The sequence below is a fragment of the Azoarcus sp. L1K30 genome, from assembly GCF_018122735.1.
Classification (GTDB): Bacteria; Pseudomonadota; Gammaproteobacteria; order Burkholderiales; family Rhodocyclaceae; genus Parazoarcus.
The window spans coordinates 572,823-594,470 of record NZ_JAGRRD010000001.1 but is presented as its reverse complement, the minus strand read 5'-3'; the positions used below and the strand labels follow the sequence as shown (position 1 = coordinate 594,470).

The 21,648-nt window shown below is 62.3% G+C and carries 20 protein-coding genes; 13 read left to right on the top strand and 7 right to left on the bottom strand.

The window, feature by feature from the left end; all coding sequences use genetic code 11:
• Positions 1–2: 2 nt before the first annotated feature.
• Both J5J83_RS02695 and J5J83_RS02690 read right to left on the bottom strand, forming a co-directional pair.
• Positions 3–2,075, bottom strand: coding sequence for a TonB-dependent receptor (locus tag J5J83_RS02695; RefSeq protein ID WP_212345019.1), 2,073 nt, complete (start codon positions 2,073–2,075; stop codon positions 3–5).
• A 103-nt stretch (positions 2,076–2,178) separates the two neighbouring features.
• A complete protein-coding gene (locus tag J5J83_RS02690; RefSeq protein ID WP_212345005.1) occupies positions 2,179–2,634 on the bottom strand; it encodes a hypothetical protein in 456 nt (151 codons plus the stop codon).
• 322 nt (positions 2,635–2,956) lie between these two features.
• Here J5J83_RS02690 and J5J83_RS02685 point away from each other — a divergent pair, with 322 nt between their 5' ends.
• Positions 2,957–3,250 (top strand): hypothetical protein, encoded by a 294-nt coding sequence (locus J5J83_RS02685; protein WP_212345003.1) that lies wholly within the window; start codon positions 2,957–2,959, stop codon positions 3,248–3,250.
• A 34-nt stretch (positions 3,251–3,284) separates the two neighbouring features.
• Here the strand turns inward: J5J83_RS02685 and J5J83_RS02680 are convergent, their stop codons facing one another.
• From J5J83_RS02680 to J5J83_RS02670, 3 genes are all read right to left on the bottom strand, one after another.
• Positions 3,285–3,974, bottom strand: a complete 690-nt coding sequence (locus J5J83_RS02680) for a VIT family protein (protein WP_212345001.1) — start codon at positions 3,972–3,974, stop codon at positions 3,285–3,287.
• Between the two features lie 95 nt (positions 3,975–4,069).
• Complete coding sequence (locus J5J83_RS02675; protein ID WP_212344998.1) at positions 4,070–5,377, bottom strand: homoserine dehydrogenase; 1,308 nt, start codon at positions 5,375–5,377, stop codon at positions 4,070–4,072.
• A gap of 45 nt (positions 5,378–5,422) precedes the next feature.
• Positions 5,423–6,721 (bottom strand): pyridoxal phosphate-dependent aminotransferase, encoded by a 1,299-nt coding sequence (locus tag J5J83_RS02670; protein WP_249115597.1) that lies wholly within the window; start codon positions 6,719–6,721, stop codon positions 5,423–5,425.
• A gap of 162 nt (positions 6,722–6,883) precedes the next feature.
• On the opposite strand from J5J83_RS02670, the gene J5J83_RS02665 reads away from it, so the two are divergent.
• From J5J83_RS02665 to J5J83_RS02635, 7 genes are all read left to right on the top strand, one after another.
• The gene (locus tag J5J83_RS02665; RefSeq protein ID WP_212344996.1) at positions 6,884–7,264 is read left to right on the top strand and encodes an Mth938-like domain-containing protein; all 381 of its coding nucleotides are present in this window, start codon (positions 6,884–6,886) and stop codon (positions 7,262–7,264) included.
• A gap of 103 nt (positions 7,265–7,367) precedes the next feature.
• Entirely contained in the window at positions 7,368–7,823 is a 456-nt protein-coding gene (locus J5J83_RS02660) for a peroxiredoxin (RefSeq protein ID WP_212344994.1), read from the top strand.
• Positions 7,824–7,845: 22 nt separating this feature from the next.
• The gene (locus tag J5J83_RS02655) at positions 7,846–9,273 is read left to right on the top strand and encodes a PhoH family protein (protein ID WP_212344992.1); all 1,428 of its coding nucleotides are present in this window, start codon (positions 7,846–7,848) and stop codon (positions 9,271–9,273) included.
• Positions 9,274–9,530: 257 nt separating this feature from the next.
• The gene (locus J5J83_RS02650) at positions 9,531–11,120 is read left to right on the top strand and encodes a PAS domain-containing methyl-accepting chemotaxis protein (RefSeq protein WP_212344989.1); all 1,590 of its coding nucleotides are present in this window, start codon (positions 9,531–9,533) and stop codon (positions 11,118–11,120) included.
• 94 nt (positions 11,121–11,214) lie between these two features.
• Complete coding sequence (locus J5J83_RS02645) at positions 11,215–13,113, top strand: DUF294 nucleotidyltransferase-like domain-containing protein (protein ID WP_212344980.1); 1,899 nt, start codon at positions 11,215–11,217, stop codon at positions 13,111–13,113.
• A complete protein-coding gene (locus tag J5J83_RS02640; RefSeq protein WP_212344977.1) occupies positions 13,110–13,754 on the top strand; it encodes a 3'-5' exonuclease in 645 nt (214 codons plus the stop codon). Before J5J83_RS02645 ends, J5J83_RS02640 begins: the two co-directional genes overlap by 4 nt.
• A 141-nt stretch (positions 13,755–13,895) precedes the next feature.
• On the top strand, positions 13,896–14,399 hold the full coding sequence (locus J5J83_RS02635; protein ID WP_249115596.1) for a C40 family peptidase: 504 nt from the start codon (positions 13,896–13,898) through the stop codon (positions 14,397–14,399).
• A gap of 73 nt (positions 14,400–14,472) precedes the next feature.
• On the opposite strand, the gene J5J83_RS02630 is transcribed toward J5J83_RS02635, so the two are convergent.
• Positions 14,473–14,829, bottom strand: a complete 357-nt coding sequence (locus J5J83_RS02630; RefSeq protein ID WP_212344972.1) for a DUF2325 domain-containing protein — start codon at positions 14,827–14,829, stop codon at positions 14,473–14,475.
• A 118-nt stretch (positions 14,830–14,947) separates the two neighbouring features.
• On the opposite strand from J5J83_RS02630, the gene J5J83_RS02625 reads away from it, so the two are divergent.
• Entirely contained in the window at positions 14,948–15,970 is a 1,023-nt protein-coding gene (locus J5J83_RS02625) for a Fe(3+) ABC transporter substrate-binding protein (protein ID WP_212344969.1), read from the top strand.
• Between the two features lie 171 nt (positions 15,971–16,141).
• Here J5J83_RS02625 and J5J83_RS02620 read toward each other — a convergent pair whose 3' ends face one another.
• The gene (locus J5J83_RS02620) at positions 16,142–17,731 is read right to left on the bottom strand and encodes an iron ABC transporter permease (protein WP_249115595.1); all 1,590 of its coding nucleotides are present in this window, start codon (positions 17,729–17,731) and stop codon (positions 16,142–16,144) included.
• Between the two features lie 191 nt (positions 17,732–17,922).
• Between J5J83_RS02620 and J5J83_RS02615 the strand changes: the two genes are divergently transcribed.
• From J5J83_RS02615 to J5J83_RS02600, 4 genes are read left to right on the top strand one after another with little or no spacing between them, the layout of a single operon-like run.
• Complete coding sequence (locus J5J83_RS02615) at positions 17,923–19,029, top strand: ABC transporter ATP-binding protein (protein ID WP_212344957.1); 1,107 nt, start codon at positions 17,923–17,925, stop codon at positions 19,027–19,029.
• Positions 19,026–19,760, top strand: coding sequence for a leucyl/phenylalanyl-tRNA--protein transferase (gene aat, locus J5J83_RS02610; RefSeq protein WP_212344955.1), 735 nt, complete (start codon positions 19,026–19,028; stop codon positions 19,758–19,760). Before J5J83_RS02615 ends, aat begins: the two co-directional genes overlap by 4 nt.
• Positions 19,757–20,494 carry an arginyltransferase gene (locus tag J5J83_RS02605; RefSeq protein WP_212344952.1) on the top strand — a complete coding sequence of 246 codons (738 nt, stop codon included), beginning with the start codon at positions 19,757–19,759 and terminating at the stop codon, positions 20,492–20,494. Before aat ends, J5J83_RS02605 begins: the two co-directional genes overlap by 4 nt.
• A gap of 56 nt (positions 20,495–20,550) precedes the next feature.
• Positions 20,551–21,555: a quinone-dependent dihydroorotate dehydrogenase gene (locus tag J5J83_RS02600; RefSeq protein ID WP_212344949.1), complete on the top strand. Its 1,005-nt coding sequence runs from the start codon at positions 20,551–20,553 to the stop codon at positions 21,553–21,555.
• The last annotated feature ends 93 nt before the right edge of the window (positions 21,556–21,648 follow it).

Below are 21,648 nucleotides of genomic sequence, written 5' to 3'. Positions count from 1 at the left end.
CCTCAGAACGAAGCCCTGACACCGATCGTCAGATTGCGCCCCGTCAGCGGCGCCATATCCTTGATGAAGGACGTATGGCTGTACGCAAGCACATCGCCCAGGTTGCTGGCCCTGACGTAGAACGCATACGCGATCTCCCCTGACCTGAAGCTGTAATTCGCGCTCAGGTTGAGCATGTTGTAGCCGGGCGTGGCAGCCTCGAAGGCTGCGATGTCATTCTGGCGGCCGACGCGATACCACTCGAGCTCGCCGCCCCAGCCCTGCCAGCGCCCATCGACCCGGACGCCGACGCGATGGGCAGGAATGCGCGCCAAGTCCCGGTCTCCTTCGCCCGCCGCCAGGCGTGCCCGCACATAGTCGCCAAATACCGCCACTCCCAGCACCCTGTTCACGCGCTGCCGGATTTCGCCTTCCACCCCGGCAAAGGTGGCGTCGCGCTGGGCGTACTCGATCAACTGCACATCGTCGATTGCATCCAGGGTGTGGGCGTGGATGTAGTCGGAAATACGGTTACGAAAAACCCCCAGGGTGAAGGTCGTGTCACCCTCGAGCTTCTTCAGTGTCAGGTCGATATTGCGCGACGTTTCCGGCTCGAGACTGGCATTGCCACGCTCGATGGTGCGGGTTGCCGCATGCAGTCCGTCAGCATAGAGTTCCTCTGCAGTCGGCAGGCGCTGGGCGCGGGAAAACGTCAAGCCCAGCGCGTACTGGGGAGCGAAACGCCACACGGTACCCAGCGACGCCGACATTCCATCTTCGCGCCGGTCTGCAGAGGTATCCGTCTCGACCGTCTGCCATTCGCGCCGCAGCCCTGCTTCGAAGCGCCATGGGCCACTGGTGTGCTCCTCGATCAGGAAGATCGCCCGCCGACGCGTCAGGGTCGGCTGTATGTAGGCCTCCTCGCCCAGCGCGCTGAAATCCCGCTCCGAACTCTGCACCCCGACCACCCCCTTCAAACCACCGAAGGGTTCGTGCGTGAGTTCGAGCCGTGCATCATGCGCCTTGTTGCGGAAGCGCGTCGCCACTTCGCCGTCTTCGAGTTCGTCGTGTGCATAGTCCGTCAGATTCGCGCGCATGCGCACGCTGGCAATGCCCGCGATGGGCGCCAGATATTCACCGCGCAAGTCCCAGCGGTCGCTCTCGAGCCTGACGTACGGCACCCCTTCGTCGGCAACGCCCTCATGCGCGTGACCGTCATCGCCATCATGCGAGCCGCAATGCAGGTGATCTCCATGCGTGTGGCACGCTTCGAGTTCGTGACTGTGTCCCGGCAAACCGTACTCGTTGCGCTGGCTCGAATAAGCCAGACCCAAGTAACCGCGATCGGCGACCCAGGAGACGCCCAGACTTCCACTCTGCGTTTGATTGTAGGCGCCTTCAACCCGGCTTCCGGATGTCCAGCCGTTTCCGACCCGATAGTCACTCGCGTCCCGCGTCAGTCCCTCTGCATGGATCGCGACATTGCGGCCGCCGGCGGTCACACCAACACCCATCGCGGTTTGATTGGCCGCCGTATCGGCTTGCAGGTCGATACGCCCCTCAAGCCCATTACGCGGCATAGCAGTGGGAATCCTGTCATCCAGGATATTGACGACACCGCCTATCGCACCTCCCCCGTAGGCGAGGGCAGACGGTCCACGCAGCACTTCGATCTGGGAAGCAGACATCGGCTCGACAGCAACGGCATGATCGGGACTGATAGTCGAGGCGTCCATGATTTCTGAACCGTCAACCAGAACCTTGACACGCGCGCCATCCATGCCACGAATGATCGGGCGACTCGCCCCGGCACCAAAATGGGTGCTCGTCATGCCGGGCGTCCCTTCGAGGGTCTCGCCGAGCGTCGCGACACTGCGTGTCAGTAGATCGATGCCCGTAAGAACGGTCACGGGCGTACTCATCGTCGCTTCGCTGAGGGCGAGCGCACTCGAGGAGACCACAACCGCGGAGAGCTGTTTCTCGGCCTCCGGCGCCTGAACCGACGTCCGACCTGATTCTTCGGCAACAGAGAACCTGCAGGGAAACATGATCGCAGCCAACATGGCGAGCGAAACCGACTTAAGGCGAATGGGCATGACATATCCTAGGCAAGACGTGGGCGTACGACCGCGCCGTGCCATGTCGGCAGACGGCAGCATAGGTCGCGAGCATCAATGCGAAGTGAATGGGGACGCTGGGTCAGACCCCGAAAGGAGGCGCGCGGCAGCGCGGACGCAACGTGCCGCCAACAACGATTTTGCCGGCGCAAGACGCAATGCAGGATGAGTCGGGCTGCGCTGCGGGTTTGACGGTCGCGGTGACGGTAATCGGGCAATCCAGACCACACAGCGCCACGCATTCGAGGCAGTCATCATCCGTTCCGGTGCTGCCGCCCAGCTCAGTCAGTTGTCCGTGGCCGGTCCGCGCGTGTGGAACATCGTGCGCATGCCCGATGACGTGCACGAGCATGCCGGTTTGCACCACCATCAGCGCGAGGATCAACAGCCCCGTGCCGGCAATGCGCGTCCGGACACCGCCACCTCTGCACGCTGCAGCAAAGGATCGGCGCCCGGAAGGAATACATGGCCACAGGTGCGGTGGTCGCAAGCGACGCCGCAGCGGCTCAATCATCAGGGTCAGCGCGCGCTCGATCATGCGGCTGAGTATAGCGTCGTCATGCACACTATTGCAACGTAGTTGCGTTTAAGACGACCTGAAAGCGATCGCCATCGCCCGCGGACTGCCGTCAGTCGGTGCACACGCACCCGCTCAGCAAGCACCGGCTCGAAGATTCAGCCACGCCGCTTGCCGCCCGGTGCCGTCAAGCGGCCTCCGGATCCTGCTGCGCACCGGTCCGCACGATCCCGAGAACCGCACTCCTCCACGTCCGCCACACGCCAGACCTGGCATCGATCGTGCTTTGAACGCCTGTCATGGCGGGCCTCGTCTGCCGCCGATCCACTCTATGGAGATCACCATGCCGGAGCTTGCCAGCCACACCGACAAACATGGCCATGCGGTCGCGATCGGCGACGAAGTGCGCATTCTCAGTATCCGCATGGACCCGGACATCGATGACGATGAGCGCGAGATGTTCGAATTCATGCGCGGATCGATCTGCGAGATCGAGCGCTTCGATGCAGAGGGTCGGGCCTGGGTGTCGATGTGGTGGAGTACGGGCGAAGGCAATGCCACAACCAGTGTCGGACTCGCGCCAAACGAGATGGAGCGGGTGACAAGCCATCTACCCCCGCAAGCACCAGTGCGCTGACGCGAAGCCTGCCGCTCGGACAAGGCGTCCCGGCTCAGCCTGAAATACCGAACAGGGCGCCGACGCCTGCCGTCAGTGCCATGGCCAGTGCGCCCCAGAAACTGACCCGGATCACGGATACGAGCACTGGTGCGCCACCCGCCCTCGCCGCGATGAACCCAAGCAGTGCGAGAAAACACAACGAGCCGAGCGATACGGACCACATCAACGCGGAAAGCGGCACCAGCATCACGAGCAGGAGTGGCAGCAGCGCGCCCACGGAGAATGCCGCCGCCGACGACATTGCGGCCTGGATCGGCCGTGCAGCCCCGGTATCGGTAATCCCCAGTTCATCGCGCGTATGCGCACCAAGCGCATCATGCGCCATCAACTGGGTAGCGACCTCGGCAGCAAGCGCGCGGTCGAGCCCTCGCCGCATGTAGATGGCCGTCAGCTCCAGCAGTTCGTGCTCGGGGTCGGCGCTGAGCTCCCTGCGTTCGCGCTCGATGTCGGCCCGTTCGGTTTCAGACTGCGCACTTACCGAAACATACTCCCCCGCCGCCATCGACATGGCGCCGGCCACCAGCCCGGCCATGCCGGCCAGCAGAATGCTCGCCGACGATGCCTCGGCGGCCGCCACGCCGAGAATGAGGCTGGCGGTGGACACGATGCCATCGTTTGCACCAAGCACCGCCGCACGAAGCCAGCCGATGCGCAGAGTACGGTGCCGCTCCACATGTCTCATGCCGATCGCTCCAAGCACGGCACGAACCGGACGCCGCGGAAAAAGTGGTGCCAGATGGGAGAACCGCGCCCAGGGGCGCGGTTCGACGGCTCGAATCAGAGTGTTTCGAGACGAAGTCGTGTGACCTTGCCTTCAACAACCTCCAGCGCCTCGATGCGGGCGATGGCAGCGTTGGCATTCTTTTCCACCGTCTGATGCGTGAGCATGATGATGTCGGTCTGCGTCTCACCTTCCGCCGGCTCCTTCTGGATCAGCGCATCGATCGAAATGCCGCTGTCGGCCAGGATGCGGGTGATGTCGGCCAGCACGCCCGGCTGGTCTTCCACACGCATGCGCAGGTAGTACGAGGTGACGATCTCTTCGATCGGCAGCACGGCAAGGTCCTGCACCTGATCCGGCTGGAAGGCCAGATGCGGCACGCGATGCTCGGGGTCGGCGGTATGCAGGCGCGTCACATCGACCAGGTCCGCGATCACGGCCGAGGCCGTCGGTTCGGCACCGGCGCCCTTGCCGTAATAGAGCGTGGCACCGACTGCGTCGCCCTGCACCAGCACCGCGTTCATTGCACCTTCCACGTTGGCGATCAGCCGCTTCGCCGGAATCAGGGTCGGGTGCACACGCAGCTCGACGCCGTCGTCGCGCTTCTTGGCGATACCGAGCAGCTTGATCCGATAGCCGAGCTGTTCCGCATAGCCGATGTCGACCGACTCGAGCCTGGTGATGCCCTCGATATGCGCCTTGTCGAACTGCATCGGAATGCCGAACGCAATCGCGCTCATGATGGTCGCCTTGTGGGCTGCATCGACCCCTTCGATATCGAAGGTGGGGTCGGCTTCCGCATAGCCCAACGCCTGCGCTTCCTTGAGCACATCGGCAAACGGCAGGCCACGGTCGCGCATCTCGGACAGGATGAAGTTGGTGGTGCCGTTGATGATGCCGGCCAGCCACTGGATGCGGTTGGCCGACAGCCCCTCGCGCAACGCCTTGATGATGGGAATGCCCCCCGCCACCGCGGCCTCGAATGCCACCATCACACCCTTCTGCTGCGCAGCGGCGAAGATCTCGTTGCCATGCACCGCGAGCAGCGCCTTGTTTGCGGTGACCACGTGCTTGCCGTTTTCGATCGCCTTGAGCACGAGTTCGCGCGCCACACCATAGCCGCCGATCAGTTCGACGACGATGTCGATTTCGGGATCGGTCACCACCGCGAAGGCGTCGTCGGTCAGCTTGACATCGTCGCCCGCTATCTGGCGCGCGAGCGCGAGGTTCTTGTCCGCCACCGTGGTAATGCGAATCGGCCGCCCCGCACGACGGGTGATTTCCTCTTCGTTGCGTTTGAGGACGGTAAAGGTGCCGCCGCCGACGGTACCGATGCCAAGCAGGCCCACGTTGATCGGTTTCATTCAGTGCATTCCGTGTTGGTCGTTGAAGAAATCTATGGCCACGGCTCAGGTGCCGTGGCGTTTGCGATAGGTCTCGAGGAATCGCGCGATGCGCCCGATGGCATCGCGCAGGTCGTCCTCATGCGGCAGGAAGACGAGGCGGAAATGGTCGGGCTGCGGCCAGTTGAAGCCCGTGCCCTGCACCAGCAACACCCGCTCTTCCTCGAGCAGCTCGGCAATGAAGGCCTGGTCGTCCACGATCGGATAGATCTTCGGATCGAGCTTGGGAAACATGTACAGCGTCGCCTGGGGCTTGACGCAACTGACCCCGGGAATGGCGTTGATCAGCTCCCAGGCAAGATCGCGCTGCCGGCGCATGCGCCCGCCTTCAGCCACCAGATCGTCGATGCTCTGATAGCCGCCCAGCGCGGTCTGGATGGCGTACTGCCCGGGCACGTTCGCGCACAGGCGCATCGAGGCGAGCATGTTCAGGCCTTCGATGTAGTCCTGCGCATGGCGCTTGTCGCCGCATACGATCATCCAGCCGGCGCGGTAGCCGCAGGAGCGGTAATTCTTCGACAGCCCGTTGAAGATGATGGTCAGCACATCCTCGGACAATGCCGCCAGCGAGGTGTGTTCGACGCCTTCGTACAGCACCTTGTCGTAGACTTCGTCCGCATACAGGATGAGGTCGTGCTCGCGCGCGAGCTCGACGATCTGCCTGAGTACCGAATCCGGATAGACCGCCCCGGTCGGGTTGTTCGGATTGATGACGACGATTGCACGCGTATTCGGCGTGATGCGGGCGCGCATGTCTTCGATATCGGGCAGCCAGCCGCTGCCTTCATCGCACAGGTAATGCACCGGCCTGCCGCCCGACAGGCTCACCGCCGCCGTCCACAACGGGTAGTCCGGCGCGGGCACCAGCACCTCGTCACCGGCATTGAGCAATGCATTCATCGCCATCACGATGAGTTCGGACACGCCATTGCCGATGTAGATATCCTCGATATCCACACCCTTGATGTTCTTCTGCTGGGTGTAGTGCATCACCGCCTTGCGCGCAGCAAAGATCCCCTTGGAATCCGAATAGCCCGCAGAATTGGGCAGGTTGCGGATCATGTCCATCTGGATCTCTTCGGGCGAGTCGAAGCCGAACGCGGCAAGGTTGCCGATATTGAGCTTGATGATCTTGTGCCCTTCGTCTTCCATCTGCTTCGCGCGCACCAGCACCGGCCCGCGGATGTCGTAGCACACGTCGGCGAGCTTGGCCGACTTGCGAATCGGACGCGCGGCCGCGGCCTCGGCCCTGTGTACAGGTTCCGTGGGTGCCGTTGTCAGATTCAAAGTCGTGACCGCTTTCATGTGCTTCATCCTCTATGGGTTGCCCGTCAGGACCGCCGGGTCGCGGTTCTCCATTGGCGGCTCGCAAATGTCCTGCTCGCGCAAATGGGGAAAAGGTTGCTATCTTAGCCCCGCCGCCCCGGCGCGGCAATTTGCCCTGACCCACTTTGCGATTGAACCGCCATGAAGCTTCATCAAGACAAGATTGACAGCATCAATACGGTGACCGGCTACGGCGCCGATCATGTCCTGATCAACAAGATCCGCCACGACGGCAACCTGCTCCTGACCGCCGACCGCATCGTCACGGGCTGGGCGCCGGGTGGCCTGGCGAACCTGCGCGCCGACGACCTCGCGCAGGCGTGCACGCTGGGGGCCGAGATCGTGCTCATCGGCACCGGCAGCCGCCAGCGCTTTCCCTCTCCTGCCCTGTTGAGGCCGCTGATGGAGGCGCGGATCGGATTCGAAGTCATGGATCTCGCCGCGGCCTGCCGCACCTACAATGTGCTCGTCGGCGAGGGCCGCGCCGTGCTGGCGGCGCTGCTGTTCGATCCCGCCGATTGAATCGCGGGCACGTCCTGCCCGCCGAAGTTGTCATGCCCCGGTAATTGTCAGCCCGGCCCTCTGTCCGGTACGCTGAGTGTCAACGCCTACAACAGGAGACGCAATGACAGCCTTCACCCCTGCCGATTTCAGTCTACCCGCCACCAATGGCCAGACCGTGAGTCTGTCGGCCCTGCGCGGTAAAAAGGTCGTTCTGTATTTCTACCCCAAGGACAGCACGCCAGGCTGCACCAATGAAACCCGCGACTTCGGCACACACTACGCAGCCTTCGTTGCCGCCGGCTGCGAGGTATTCGGCGTCTCCCGCGACAGCCTGAAATCGCATGAAAACTTCAAAGCCAAGCTGGCATTGCCGTTCGAATTGATTTCGGATGCGGACGAGACCGCCTGTGCAGCCTTCAACGTGATGAAAATGAAGAACATGTACGGAAAGCAGGTGCGCGGCATCGAACGCAGCACCTTCGTGATTGCCGCCGATGGATCGGTGGCGCGCGAATGGCGCGGGGTGAAGGTCCCGGGCCATGCAGAGGAAGTTCTTGCTTTCGTCCAGTCGCTCTGATCCCGTTCAAAGGTCCTCGCCCATGCCCGCTGCCACCGCAAAGAAAACAACACGCCGCCGCGCCACCCCGAAGACCAAACTCTTCGTGCTCGACACCAACGTGCTGATGCACGACCCGACCAGCCTGTACCGCTTCGAAGAGCACGATATCTACGTGCCGATCATGACCCTCGAGGAGCTCGACAACAACAAGAAGGGCATGTCCGAAGTCGCGCGCAACGCCCGTCAGGCAAGCCGGATGATGGACGAGATCGTATCGGCATCGCCCGACGGCATCGCCTCCGGCATCGATCTTCGCGAAGCCTCGCGCGAACTGGCGACCGGCAAGCTGTTCCTGCAGACGGAAGCGATCAACATCACCCTGCCAGCGGCACTGCCCACCGCAAAAGGTGACAACCAGATCCTCGCCGTCTTGATGTTCCTCGCCGAAAAGGAGCCCGGTCGCTCGGTGATCCTGGTGTCGAAGGACATCAACATGCGCATCAAGGCCCGTGCCCTCGGGCTCGAGGCGCAGGACTACTTCAACGACAAGGTGCTCGAGGATACCGACCTCCTCTACACCGGCACCCGCGAATTGCCCGCCGACTTCTGGGAGACTCACGCCAAGGGCATGGAGTCGTGGAAGAACGAAGGCCATACCTACTATCGCCTCAAGGGTCCGCTGACAGCAGACATGCAGGTCAACGAGTTCCTCTACCAGGATGGCGAAACACCGCTCGAAGCGCTGGTCAAGGAACAGAGCGGGCGCGTGGTCGTGCTCGAAACGCTGACCGACTACAGCCACCAGAAGAACAACGTCTGGGGCATCACCTCCCGCAACCGCGAGCAGAATTTCGCACTGAACCTGCTGATGAATCCGGAAATCGATTTCGTCACTCTGCTCGGTCAGGCCGGCACCGGCAAGACCCTGCTGACACTGGCAGCGGGCCTCACGCAAGTGCTCGAAACCAAGCGCTATTCCGAGATCATCATGACCCGCGTCACAGTGCCGGTGGGCGAGGATATCGGCTTTCTGCCCGGCACCGAGGAAGAGAAGATGGCACCGTGGATGGGTGCGCTCGAGGACAACCTCGACGTACTCAACGGCACCACCGGCGAGGGCGGTGACTGGGGGCGTGCGGCAACCCGCGACCTGATCCGCAGCCGGATCAAGATCAAGAGTCTCAATTTCATGCGCGGGCGCACCTTCATCAACAAGTTCCTGATCATCGACGAGGCGCAAAACCTCACGCCCAAGCAGATGAAGACCCTGATCACGCGTGCCGGGCCGGGCACCAAGGTGGTTTGCCTGGGCAACATCGCACAGATCGATACCCCTTATCTCACCGAGGGGTCGTCGGGCCTCACCTTCGCGGTGGACCGCTTCAAGGGCTGGCTGCATTCGGGTCACATCACCTTGCAACGTGGCGAGCGTTCGCGGCTTGCCGATCACGCCGCCGAGGTGCTTTAAACCGCAGCAGGGCTCCGCGTCGACGTTTCACGGCAATGTCGACGCGGATCACCAAAGCGGTCGATATACGCGCCCTCCCACGAGCCTTGCGGCTGATGCGCCCCCACTTCTTGCCATTCGTCATGGCGCAAGTATTCAATATCGCTGCACTCACGCTATCATCCGCGCATTAGCGAGACATATACCTGCACGCGGATCCCGGGAGAGGCCGCCCACACGCGGGAATTCTTCTTCCGACAGCGGATATGGGGCGACGCATGGACTCAGTGAGCGGCAACACAACGGCACGGGAATCCTTCCTGAACCCGAAGCGGCCAATCGTTACCAAGACTGATCTCAAAGGCGTCATTACCTACGCCAACCAGGCCTTCGTCGACATCAGCGAATTTTCCCGTGACGAACTGATCGGAAAACCGCATAACATCGTTCGCCATCCGGACATGCCCGCGGCTGCGTTCGCCGACCTGTGGAAAACCGTCAAAGCCGGTCGGCCATGGCGCGGTTTGGTCAAGAACAAAACCAGGAGTGGCGGCTATTATTGGGTCGAGGCCTACGTCACGCCGCTCACCGAAGGTGGAAAACGCATTGGCTACATGTCTGTCCGCACAGCACCCGACGACAAAGCCAAACGCGAGACGGAAGCGCTTTACAGAGCGGTTCGCGAAGGAAGGCAACTCCTCCGCCCCACGCCGGGAAGCGGCGGCGCCCCCTTGGCTGCCGTGGCCGCAGGTGTATTTGGCCTGGAGCTGACGCTAGGCACGGCACAGTATTTTGCCAGCGGCGTGCCGGCGCTCGCGATGCTCGGTCTTCAGGCCGCGGTCGCCGTGGGTGCCTGGATCTGGCTGCGCCGAGCCGTCTGCGCGCCACTGAGCGGCATGCTGGGACTGTTCGAACAGATTTCCGAGGGAAATCTGCGGACCGCCTATCCGGATACCGGTTGCCGGGAGACGCAGCAACTGAGCACTGCCCTGCGTTCGATGCAGGTCAGTCTGCGCGCGCTGATCGCCGACGTCGTCGCCTCTGCAAGCGATACCGCCACCGAAGCCAGCGTGCTGCATCAGAATGCACGCATTCTGCAGCAAGGCTCTTCCGACCAGTCCAGTCAGGTCTCGGCCTCGGCTGCCGCAATGCAGGAACTGGCGGTGTCCGTCAGCGAAATTGCGTCCGCCACGGACGACAGTGCTGCGCAGGCGAAACGCGCACTTGACATCGCCCATGCCGGTCAGCACAACATGTCGGTCGCCACCGAGAACACCCGAACGGTGGTGGCGGCGGTGGCGGAGAACCAGCGCATGATGGCGTCGCTGGGGACCTCAGTGCAGAAGATCGGTACCGTGGCGGAAGCCATCAGCGGCATCGCCAAGCGTACCAACCTGCTGGCATTGAACGCCGCCATTGAAGCAGCCCGTGCCGGCGAGCAGGGCCGTGGTTTCGCCGTCGTCGCGGGTGAAGTCACCGAACTGGCATCCCAGACACAGCGCAGCACCGAAGACATCGCCCGCCTCGTTACCGAAATAGCCGAACGCGAAGCCCTTGTCAGCCAAAGCATGCTCGACCTTCAGTCCGGCGTGGCAGCAAGCGTCGCGGCGATTCAAACGCTGACCGACGAGCTCGAGCGAATCTCGATTGCAAACAATGCGGTATCCACCAACGCGGAGGACGTGCGGCACATGTTGCTACAGCAACAACAGGCCTCGGTCGACGTCGCCAACATCATGGAGCGGATGAACGGCATTACCGAAAGCAACCTGGGCTCGGTCGGCGAAGTCGAGAGCGCCGCCGCGGCACTCGAGCAAACGGCACGCGAATTGAAGCTGCTGGTCGCCCACTTCGAGCAAAGGTCCTGAACAAGTCCGTCGCTCGAAGGCAGATTTGTCCAGGATCAGTGCCCTGCGCGTACGCGGGCCTATAATTGCTCGATTCCCACTGAACAGCCGAGCCATGACTGTTACCGCTCCCGAGATGCTGGTGGGCGCCAGCACCGATTTCCTGAAACGCTTCTCACCCTTCAACCGGATGGAACCCGACGCGCTGCATTTCCTGGCGCATCGCGCAGCGCTGGCCTTTCACCCGCGTGGAAGCGAGATCCTGACCCCGGAGATGGGTCAGGCACGGCACTTCTTCATCATCCAGCGCGGCAAGGTGCAATCGCGCCAGACAGGCCCTGCCTCGGTGACCGAATATTCGAGCATGACGATGGGGCCGGGCGAGTGTTTTCCGATCGGCGCCGTGTCGGCGAGCCGCCCGTCGACCAACGCCTACGTGGCGGTCGAAGACAGCTTCTGCTTTCAGATCACTGCCGACGACTTCATGCAGTTGATGCAGATGAGCCCCGTCTTCCATCTCTTCTGCACCCAGTACATTGCGAGCCTGCTCAATCAATCGCGCCAGCAGTTGCAATCCACTTTCTCGCAGCGCGCCGCCGAACAGCAAACGATGACCACCCCGCTGGCGCAGCTGATCAAGCGCGAACCCATTTTCGTGGGACCCGACTGCAGCGCGAGAATGGCACTCGAGAAAATGGCCGAATCGGGTATCGGCTGCATGGTGATTGCCGACGACGCGCAACGACCACTCGGGATACTGACCCAGAGCGACCTGTTGCGGAGACTTTTGCTCCCCGGCGTCGATCTGTCACTTCCGATCAGCGAGGTCATGACCGCAAACCCGCATCAGCTGCCCTGCTCGGCATCGGCATACGATGCTGCGCTGGAAATGGCCACTCATGCGATCAGACACCTGCTGGTGGTCGATAGCGACGGACAACTCCAGGGGGTGGTATCCGAGCGCGACCTTTTCTCCTTGCAGCGGATCAGCCTGCGCCAGATTCGGGCAGGCATCGAGAGCGCGGCGGACATCGAGTCCTTGCGCCGGGCGAGTCAGGATATCCGCCAGCTCGCACTCAATCTGATCGCCCAGGGCATTGGCGCGGAGCAGCTCACACAGTTCATTTCGGCGCTCAACGACGCGCTGACCCGACGCATCATCGGGCTTGCGCTCGAACATCACGAACTTTACGGAATAGACTTCGCCTGGGTGGCATTCGGTTCGGAAGGCCGGCACGAACAGACCCTGTCCACGGATCAGGACAATGGCATCATCTGGACCTGCCCGGAACTGCAGGATGCGCAGCCCTTGCGCCTGCGCCTCATTACCTTTGCGCGTGAGGTCAACGACAATCTCGCCGCCTGCGGCTTCCCGCTGTGCAAAGGCAACATCATGGCCAGCAACCCCGATCTCTGCCTCACTCTCGACGAATGGCGCGGACGCTTCGGCAGCTGGATACGCGAGCCCGACCCACAGGCCTTGCTCAATGCCTCCATCTTCTTCGATTTCAGGGTGTTGTACGGTAATGAACGCCTTGGAGACCACCTCCGAGCTTGGCTCAACAAGAGCGCCAAGTCGAATTCGGCCTTCCAGCGCATGATGGCGAGCAACGCGCTTCAGGTGGCGCCCCCGCTGGGCCGCATTCGCGATTTCGTCGTCGATGACGACGGCACCGTCGATCTGAAGAAATCCGGCGCCCGTCTCTTTGTTGATGTCGCACGCATCCTGGCGTTGCGCACCGGCGTGGAGTCCAGCAGCACGGTGCAGCGCCTTCGTCGCGCGGCCACCAAGATGGGCGTACCGAACGAGGAGGTGGCGGCCATCATCGACGGCTTTCATTTCATCCAGCTATTGCGACTGCGCTCGCAGCACCTCGATACCGAACACGACGACGCCAACGACAACAAGGTCAATCCTGAGACATTGAACGAACTTGACCGTCGCATCCTGAAGGAGGCCTTTCGTCAGGCCCGCAAGCTGCAGCTGCGACTGAAACTGGATTATCAACTGTGAATTGGCTCAGCAGACTCCTGCCGGGCCGCGATGAGGCGCGCCCATCGAACACCGCAACGCGGGCGCTCATCGAGCAGTGGGCGGCGATACCGGATGTCGACCCGAACAAGCCTCATTTCGAGACGCGCTATGTCGTGGTCAACACGGAGGCCAGCGGCCTCGACCTCGAACGCGACACGCTGCTCTCGGTGGCAGCCATTGCCATCGTCGAAGGGCAGATTCTTCCGTCCGACAGCTATTACGCCACGCTTGGCGATCACGCTGCCGCAGCGCTTGGCGGCTTGGTCGAGTTTGCCGGAAAAAGCCCGTTGGTGGTCTTCAGTGCTGAGTTCAATCGGACCCTGATCGAGCGTGCCTTCGAAGCCCATCTTGGATTTACGCCCGAATTGATCTGGCTCGACCTCTATGTTCTGCTTCCCGCCCTGTTTCCCGATCGCCTGGCGCGTCCGGCACGCCTTGCCGAATGGATGGAAGTGTTCGGTATCGAAACCTTTCAGCGCCACCATGCGCTGGGCGACGCCTGGGTCATCGCCCAGCTGATGCTCGCGATTCAGGCGAGGGCCCTTCCGCAAGGCGCCTTCAACGCGCGCCTGCTCGCGGACATCGAACGTTCGAGGCGCCAGTTGCAGCGTCAGACCTGAAGTCCGCCACACGCACGAATGCACGCGGACTCCGGTGCCGACCCGAAGCGTTAACGCCTCTGGTTTACAGCGCCTTCCACCATGCGTATAGTCGCGGCGATGCGAATTTCCGCCCCTATCCTTCCCCTGTTGCTGTGCGCGATGCTGATGTTGCCCGTCAGTGCCTCGGCGCAGACCACGACAGAACAGGAAGCGGCAGACACACCAGGCCTGGTCGATCGTTACACCAACGCTGCACAGGAGTTGGTCAATGAGAGCATGGGCTATCTCGGCATTCGCTATCGTTTCGGCGGCAGCTCGCCCGAAACAGGTCTTGATTGCAGTGGCCTCGTTCAGGCCGTATTCCGCAACGCGCTTGGACTCAACCTGCCACGCACGGCACACGAGATGGCGACCCAGGGCGACAAGGTTCAGCGGCAGGAACTCAAGCCCGGCGACCTCGTATTCTTCAATACCATGCGCCGTGCCTTTTCTCATGTAGGCATTTACCTGGGAGAGGGGCGCTTTGTGCACTCGCCCTCCAAGGGTGGCAGTGTCCGTGTGGAAAACATGGCCTCCGCCTACTGGGCCAAGCGCTTCAACGGTGCGCGCCGTCTGCTGGATGAAGACGGCGGCGGCGAAACGAACGCAGCCATCACGCGCTGAGGGCATGCTCGCGCACGTCGTACGCGTACTGCGACCCCGTCTGCGCCAGCATTGACTCAGATGCGCGCCGAGATCAGTGACGCTGCCTGTTTCCGCCTTTCTGCTTCGATACCGGACACCCGTCGCAGCGCTCGCAATCCTCCCTTTCCAGCCGGGCACCGAGCGCCTGCTGCAGTGCGCACACCGAGCGCCGACAACATACCAGTCGCACCCCCTCTCGACCGGCGGCCTCCCGAAACCGCTGCATGACGTTGTGACCAAGAAAGTCGGTGAACAGGATCACGATCTCGATACCCGCGGGCAAGGGCGCACTGCGTCGCTGATGCGTGCAGTCCCGGCCGCTAACATGCGCTTTGATGCGAATACCGAATTGATGGAGCACATCGGGAATATTGCCGAGTCGGTCGGCACCTACTAATAAGGCGTTCATGCCCATCTCCTATTGAGAACGATTCGCAACAATAGTGCAGGTATTTCAAACCATTTGCAACTGCGAATTATTCTCGTTAGTATCTTCTCACTTGCAACCACACCGAAGGCTCAATTCCATGCTCAGAAAGCCCCTCGCCACAGCCCTCCTCGCCGCCCTGTGCATGTCCGGCGCCACTGCGTTCGCTGCGGACAAGGAGATCAACATCTACTCCGCTCGCCACTATCAGACCGACGAAGCGTTGTACGAGACCTTCACCAAGAAGACGGGCATCAAGGTCAACCGGATCGAAGCCAAGGAAGACGAGTTGCTCGAACGCATCCGCAACGAAGGCGCAAACAGCCCGGGCGACGTCTTCATCGCAGTCGATGCCTCACGCCTCGCGTTTGCCGATCAACAGGGCATTTTCAGCCCGGTGAAGTCGAAAGTGCTGGAGGCGCGGATCCCCGCTCATCTGCGCGCGTCGAACTGGTTCTCCTATTCCACCCGTGCGCGCATCATCGTCTACAACAAGACCATGGTGAAACCCGAGCAGGTGCAGACCTACGAAGGTCTGGCAGACCCGGGACTGAAGGGCCAGGTATGCACCCGCTCGGGCAGCCACCCGTACAACCTTTCGCTCGGTGCAGCCCTGATTCAGCATGACGGCGCGGCCAAAACCGAAGAATGGGCAAAGGGCATCGTTTCCAACTTCGCCCGAGCCCCCAAGGGCGGCGACACGGACCAGATCAAGGCGGTGGCCGCAGGGGAGTGCGGCGTGGCGATTGCCAACAGCTACTATCTCGCACGCCTGATGAATTCGAGCAAGGCGGAGGATCAGGCAGTGGTGGCCAATATCGTCGCGGTATGGCCGAACCAGAAGAGTTGGGGCACGCACATCAACGTTTCCGGCGCCGGCATGCTGAAGCATTCGCCCAACAAGGAAGCGGCGGTCAAGTTCCTCGAGTACCTCGCATCCGACGAAGCCCAGGTCTATTTCGCTGACGGCAACAATGAGTGGCCGGTGGTCGAGGGCGTGAAACTGAGCAATCCGGCACTGGAAAAGCTCGGCCCGTTCAAGGCCGACACGCTGCCGATCCAGAAGCTGGCAGACACCGTGGGTGAAGCACAGAAAATCTTCGACCGCGCCGGCTATCGGTAAGCGTCTCGAGTTTCAGCCACTCGAGACAACCTTGGCCCACGATGCCCACCCGGGCACGTGGGCCTTATTCTTGCCGCTGCAGACGGCGTGCATTTCCGGCACGCTTCGCAGCGCGCAGCGATGACAGGCCGGGGCCAGGCGGTAGCGCCATGCTGCCAGCCGTGCCCCCTCTCAATCCGCCCGTCGCCCCTTCAGAATCTGTCGTGAGATCAGGAACATCGGCAGCAGGCCTACCGCAACGATGGTCAGCGCCGATGTGGATGCCTCGGCCAGCCGTTCGTCCGATGCAAGCGTGTATGCCTGCGTCGCCAGTGTGTCGAAATTGAAAGGCCGGATCACCAGCGTCGCCGGCAACTCCTTCATCACATCGACGAACACCAGCAAAGCTGCCGTGAGCAGGCTACCGCGCAGGATCGGCACATGCACCCGCCGCAGGGTTTGCCACTTGCCATGCCCCAGACTGCGGGACGCATCGTCCATGCTCAGCGTGATCTTGCCCAGCGACGACTCCACCGCCTGCAGCGAGACCGCAAGAAAGCGTGCGAGATAGGCATACACGAGGGCCGCGATCCCGCCCGTCAGCAATAAGCCTGGATTGAATCCGAAGGCCGATGTCCACCACGCCACAAGCCAGTTGTCGAGCCGGGTCACCGGAATCAATACGCCCACCGCGATCACCGAGCCCGGTACGGCATAGCCCAGGCCGACAATCCTGTTCAACATCTGCGGCACGCGCGTACGTGCCAGACGGGCCGCGTAGGCAAGCACCACGGCAAGCATGACCGCGATCGACGCAGTGACCGCCGCCAACGTAAAACTGTTGCCCGCCAGTTGCACGAAGCGCGCGCCGAACTGCGCATCGCCCTCACCGAAAGCCATGCGCAGCAACAAGCCGGCAGGGAGCAGAAAGCCCAGAAACAGCGGCATGAAGCATGCAATTGCAGCAACGCCCCCCGCCACGGGCGAAAGGCGGTGACGCGCGGCCGTACCGAGACTGCGCGAAGTGTTATTGAACCGCGCCCGCCCCCGACTCGCCCGTTCAAGCCCCAGCACAACGACCACGAACACCAGCAAGGCCGCCGACAGCTGCGCCGCTGCGATCCGATCGCCGAGCGAGAACCATGCGCGATAGATCCCGGTGGTGAAGGTCTGCACCCCGAAATAGGCAACGGTGCCGAAATCGGCCAGAGTCTCCATCAATGCCAGCGCCGTACCGGCAATCACCGCCGGGCGGGCAAGCGGCAGCGACACCCTGAAGAAGCATCCCCATGGCCCCAGGCCGAGCGAACGGCCGGCTTCGAGCATGCCGCCCGCGCGTTCCATAAAGGCCGTACGCGAGATCATGTAGACATAGGGGTAGAGTACGAACATGAACATCGCAACCGCCCCGCCGACGGTACGGACATCGGGAAACCAGTAGTCGGCGCGCGTCCACCCGAATGTCTCGCGCAACCAACTCTGAACAGGACCGACGAACTGCAGGAAGTCCGTGTACATGTAGGCCATGACATATGCCGGCATGGCCAGCGGCAGGACCAGGGCCCACTCGAAGAAGCGTCGCCCCGGAAAATCATGCATGGTCGTCAGCCACGCGGTCGTAATGCCGATCGACGACACACCGAGACCGACGCCGAGGCAAAGAATGACCGTATTGCGTAGAAACTCACCCAGCACGGTGTCCGCCAGGTGAGACCAGGTCGCTGCAGTGCCGCCTACGAACACGTTCGAAAACACCGACAGCACCGGTGCGGCAATCAGCATTGCGATTCCCGCCGCGCTGAGCGTCAACAAGGACAGATACTGACCTGGATGCCTTTGCCACCGACTAGCTTTCATGTTCCTCCGGCATCGTTTTTTGACCCCCTGCGGGTCCAATCGTCGCGAATTATAATTGATCGCATTTCCCTCGCTGCAATGCAATAATCTCACAAACCGCATCGGATCGTTCCTCCATGCCCCTCCTGCAACTTGTAGACATCGAAATGGCATACACGGGAAACCGTGTCATCAGGGGGCTGTCGCTGAGCCTCGAAAAGGGCAGCATCGGCTGCCTGCTCGGCCCGTCGGGCTGCGGCAAGACCACCGTGCTACGCTGCATCGCCGGATTCGAGCCGGTATCGGGCGGACAGATCCAGCTCGACAGCCGCGTCGTCAGTGCCAAGGGCGTTCACCTGCCACCCGAGCGACGTCGCATCGGCATGGTTTTTCAGGATTACGCACTTTTTCCTCACCTGACGATCGCGGAGAACGTCGCTTTCGGCCTGCACGAAGACACGCGCGAGCGCAGGCAGGCCCGCGTAGCCGAGTTCCTCGACCTGGTTGGCCTTGGCGCCCAGCAACGCAAATATCCGCATGAGCTATCGGGCGGGCAACAACAGCGGGTAGCCCTCGCGCGCGCCCTCGCCCCCGCCCCCAATCTGCTGTTGCTCGACGAGCCGTTCTCCAATCTCGACGTCGAGTTGCGCGAGCGGTTGTCCTACGAAGTTCGCGACATCATCAAGGCGACCGGCACCACGGCCATCCTGGTCACCCACGACCAGCACGAGGCGTTCGCGGTCGCCGACGAGATCGGCATCATGCATGAGGGTCTGATCCAGCAGTGGGACTCGCCATACAACCTTTACCATCGCCCGCGAAACCGCTTTGTCGCCGACTTCATCGGCCAGGGCGTGTTCCTGCCCGGCATGGTGCTGGAAAACGGCAAGGTGCAGGTCGAGATCGGTACGCTGAGCAGCGAGGTACCGATTGAATGCATTACAGGCTGCAGTACCTGTGAAAAAAGTTGCAGCGTGGATGTCCTGCTGCGTCCGGACGACATCGTGCATGACGATAGCAGCCCGATGCGCGCCGAAGTCGTGCACAAGGCCTTCAGGGGCGCGGACATCCTGTACACGCTCAAGCTGGCAAGCGGCGCGCGCGTACTGTCGTTGGTGCCCAGCCACCATAACCATGCGCTTGGCGAACGCATCGGCATCCGCCTCGATGTCGACCATGTCGTCACCTTCCAGGGCAGAGAGGCCGGTGCCGGCGCCCTGCAACTGGTGCAGTTGCCGGGATGATTCCCTGGCTCAGCGGCAAACCCGCGTTTCCGCCCTTGACGCGGGCCCTTGCCGAACCCAACGGATTGCTGGCCGCCGGCGGCGAATTGACACCGGACTGGCTTTGCGCTGCCTATGAGCGCGGCATCTTCCCGTGGTTCAGCGCGGGCGAACCCATCCTGTGGTGGAGTCCGGACCCAAGATTGATCCTGGTACCGGGCGACATCCGCATCAGGCGCTCGTTGCGCAAGGTCTTGCGTCAGGGGCGATTCGAAGTGCGTGTCGACTCGGTCTTTGCCAGAGTCGTGTCGGAATGCGCAGCGCCAAGGGAACCCGGTGGCGGCACATGGATCACAACAGACATCCGCAACGCGTACATCCGCATGCACGAACTCGGTTTTGCCCATAGCGTCGAGTGCTGGCGCGAAGGCAATCTGGTCGGGGGGCTCTACGGCATGGCCCTGGGGCGAGCGTTCTTTGGCGAGTCCATGTTCTCGCGCGAGACGGACGCATCCAAGGTCGCGCTCGCTCACTTGGCACGACTCCTTGAAGCGCTGGATTTTGCCGTGATAGATTGCCAGATGACGACGCCTCACCTGCTCTCGATGGGTGCCCGCGAGATTGCACGCAGCGACTTTGCAGCCGGGCTTGAGTCATGGACACGTTCGGGCCCGCAGCCCGGGCGTTGGCAACAGGCGTTGATCGACGACATCCACTGGGGCAGCAGCGCGGCGACAGGCAAGCAAGCATGAAGCAGGACTATCCTTACGCACTGATCCAGTTCTACGCCACGGCGCCGTATGCCTGTTCCTACCTGCCGGATCGCACCGCACGCTCGCAGGTGGCCACCCCCGGGCACCTGATCGATCCGCAGATCTACAGCGACCTCGTCCGCAGGGGCTTTCGCCGCAGCGGCCTGTTCACCTACCGCCCGCACTGCGACCATTGCCAGGCCTGTGTACCGGTTCGTATCGCGGTCAATCGATTCACGCCCGACCGCAGCCAGCGCCGCGCCTGGAAGCGCCACGCCGCACTCGAAGCACACGAATGTGGACTCGAGTTCTCCGAGGAGCATTACCGCCTGTATCAACGTTACCAGGCCTCGCGCCACGCCGGTGGCGGCATGGATCTGGACAACCGCGAGCAATACACGCACTTCCTGCTGCAAAGCCATGTCGACACCCGTATCGTGGCGTTCCGGGAGCAGGGCGAACTGCGCATGGTCAGCGTGGTTGACCGCCTGACCGACGGCCTGTCAAGCGTGTACACGTTCTACGACCCGGATGTCGAGCGCAGCGCCTTCGGCACCTTTGGCATCCTGTGGCAGATCGAGGTCTGCCGACGCCTGCGCTTGCCCTATCTCTACCTCGGCTACTGGATCGCAGAGAGCCGCAAGATGGCCTACAAGGCCCAATTCCGCCAGATCGAAGCCTATCGCAAGGGCGAATGGGTCGAACTGCACGCGCCAGCCGACCCGCCCGCCTGATCCACTGTGGATCGCCGCATCGCGCCGGGTCCGCCGAATCGCTACAATCCTGCCCCATGCTCTATAACATCGCCCGCCCCGTCCTGTTTTCGCTCGACGCAGAAACTGCTCACGAATTCACCCTTGCCTCCCTAAGCCTTGCCGGCCGCATCTTTCCCAGGGGAAAGCCCGCGCCCTCGGAGCCGGTCGAGGTCATGGGCCTGAGTTTCCCCAATCGCATCGGTCTTGCCGCCGGTCTCGACAAGAATGGCGAAGCCATCGATGGCCTGGCGCTGATGGGCTTCGGTTTCATCGAAATCGGCACCGTCACGCCGCGTCCTCAGCCGGGTAATCCGCGCCCGCGCATGTTCCGCCTGCCCGAAGTGCGCGGCATCATCAACCGCATGGGATTCAACAATCATGGCGTTGACGTGCTGGTTGCCAACGTCAAGGCGGCAAGATTCAAGGGCATTCTGGGCATCAATATCGGCAAGAACTTCGACACGCCGATGGAAGATGCAGCCAGCGACTACCTCGCCTGCCTGGACAAGGTATATCCGTACGCAAGCTACGTCACCGTCAACATCTCCTCACCCAACACCAAGAACCTGCGCCAGCTTCAGGGCGAATCCGAACTCGACGACCTGCTCGGCAAGCTCAAGGCCGCGCAGACCCGTCTGGCCGACGCCCACGGTCGCTACGTGCCGCTGACGCTGAAAATCGCCCCCGACCTCGAGCCCGAGCAAGTCATCAACATTGCCGACGCCCTGCGCCGCCACCGGATCGACGGTGTCATTGCCACCAATACCACGATCGCACGCGACAAGGTCCAGGGTGTTCGCTACGGCGAGCAGCAGGGCGGACTATCGGGCGCCCCGGTGTTCGAAGCGTCGACCGGTGTGGTGCGCCAACTGAAGCAGGCCCTCGGCGGTGAATTGCCGATCATTGCTGCCGGCGGCGTACTCGACGGGCGCGGCGCACGGGCGAAGCTCGATGCGGGCGCCGATCTGGTCCAGCTCTACAGCGGACTGATCTACCGCGGCCCGACCCTCGTGGGCGAGTGCGTACGCGCCACCGCCTGACACACGAATCAGCGCGCGAATATATATCGCTATAACCGCACCGGGCTTGAGCGACCCGGAGCGGAAGGGGATAATCGCGCGGTTAATCCCGGC

Excerpts from the sequence above, each read along its gene's own strand:
- J5J83_RS02635 (WP_249115596.1), top strand. The coding sequence starts at position 13,896 with ATGCTGATGTTGCCCGTCAGTGCCTCGGCGCAGACCACGACAGAACAG.
- J5J83_RS02625 (WP_212344969.1), top strand. The coding sequence starts at position 14,948 with ATGCTCAGAAAGCCCCTCGCCACAGCCCTCCTCGCCGCCCTGTGCATG.
- J5J83_RS02630 (WP_212344972.1), bottom strand. The coding sequence starts at position 14,829 with ATGAACGCCTTATTAGTAGGTGCCGACCGACTCGGCAATATTCCCGAT.
- J5J83_RS02605 (WP_212344952.1), top strand. The coding sequence starts at position 19,757 with ATGAAGCAGGACTATCCTTACGCACTGATCCAGTTCTACGCCACGGCG.
- J5J83_RS02685 (WP_212345003.1), top strand. The coding sequence starts at position 2,957 with ATGCCGGAGCTTGCCAGCCACACCGACAAACATGGCCATGCGGTCGCG.
- J5J83_RS02675 (WP_212344998.1), bottom strand. The coding sequence starts at position 5,377 with ATGAAACCGATCAACGTGGGCCTGCTTGGCATCGGTACCGTCGGCGGC.
- J5J83_RS02695 (WP_212345019.1), bottom strand. The coding sequence starts at position 2,075 with ATGCCCATTCGCCTTAAGTCGGTTTCGCTCGCCATGTTGGCTGCGATC.
- J5J83_RS02660 (WP_212344994.1), top strand. The coding sequence starts at position 7,368 with ATGACAGCCTTCACCCCTGCCGATTTCAGTCTACCCGCCACCAATGGC.
- J5J83_RS02615 (WP_212344957.1), top strand. The coding sequence starts at position 17,923 with ATGCCCCTCCTGCAACTTGTAGACATCGAAATGGCATACACGGGAAAC.
- J5J83_RS02670 (WP_249115597.1), bottom strand. The coding sequence starts at position 6,721 with ATGAAAGCGGTCACGACTTTGAATCTGACAACGGCACCCACGGAACCT.
- J5J83_RS02690 (WP_212345005.1), bottom strand. The coding sequence starts at position 2,634 with ATGATCGAGCGCGCGCTGACCCTGATGATTGAGCCGCTGCGGCGTCGC.
- J5J83_RS02650 (WP_212344989.1), top strand. The coding sequence starts at position 9,531 with ATGGACTCAGTGAGCGGCAACACAACGGCACGGGAATCCTTCCTGAAC.
- J5J83_RS02600 (WP_212344949.1), top strand. The coding sequence starts at position 20,551 with ATGCTCTATAACATCGCCCGCCCCGTCCTGTTTTCGCTCGACGCAGAA.
- aat (WP_212344955.1), top strand. The coding sequence starts at position 19,026 with ATGATTCCCTGGCTCAGCGGCAAACCCGCGTTTCCGCCCTTGACGCGG.
- J5J83_RS02680 (WP_212345001.1), bottom strand. The coding sequence starts at position 3,974 with ATGAGACATGTGGAGCGGCACCGTACTCTGCGCATCGGCTGGCTTCGT.
- J5J83_RS02655 (WP_212344992.1), top strand. The coding sequence starts at position 7,846 with ATGCCCGCTGCCACCGCAAAGAAAACAACACGCCGCCGCGCCACCCCG.
- J5J83_RS02645 (WP_212344980.1), top strand. The coding sequence starts at position 11,215 with ATGACTGTTACCGCTCCCGAGATGCTGGTGGGCGCCAGCACCGATTTC.
- J5J83_RS02620 (WP_249115595.1), bottom strand. The coding sequence starts at position 17,731 with ATGCTGATTGCCGCACCGGTGCTGTCGGTGTTTTCGAACGTGTTCGTA.
- J5J83_RS02665 (WP_212344996.1), top strand. The coding sequence starts at position 6,884 with ATGAAGCTTCATCAAGACAAGATTGACAGCATCAATACGGTGACCGGC.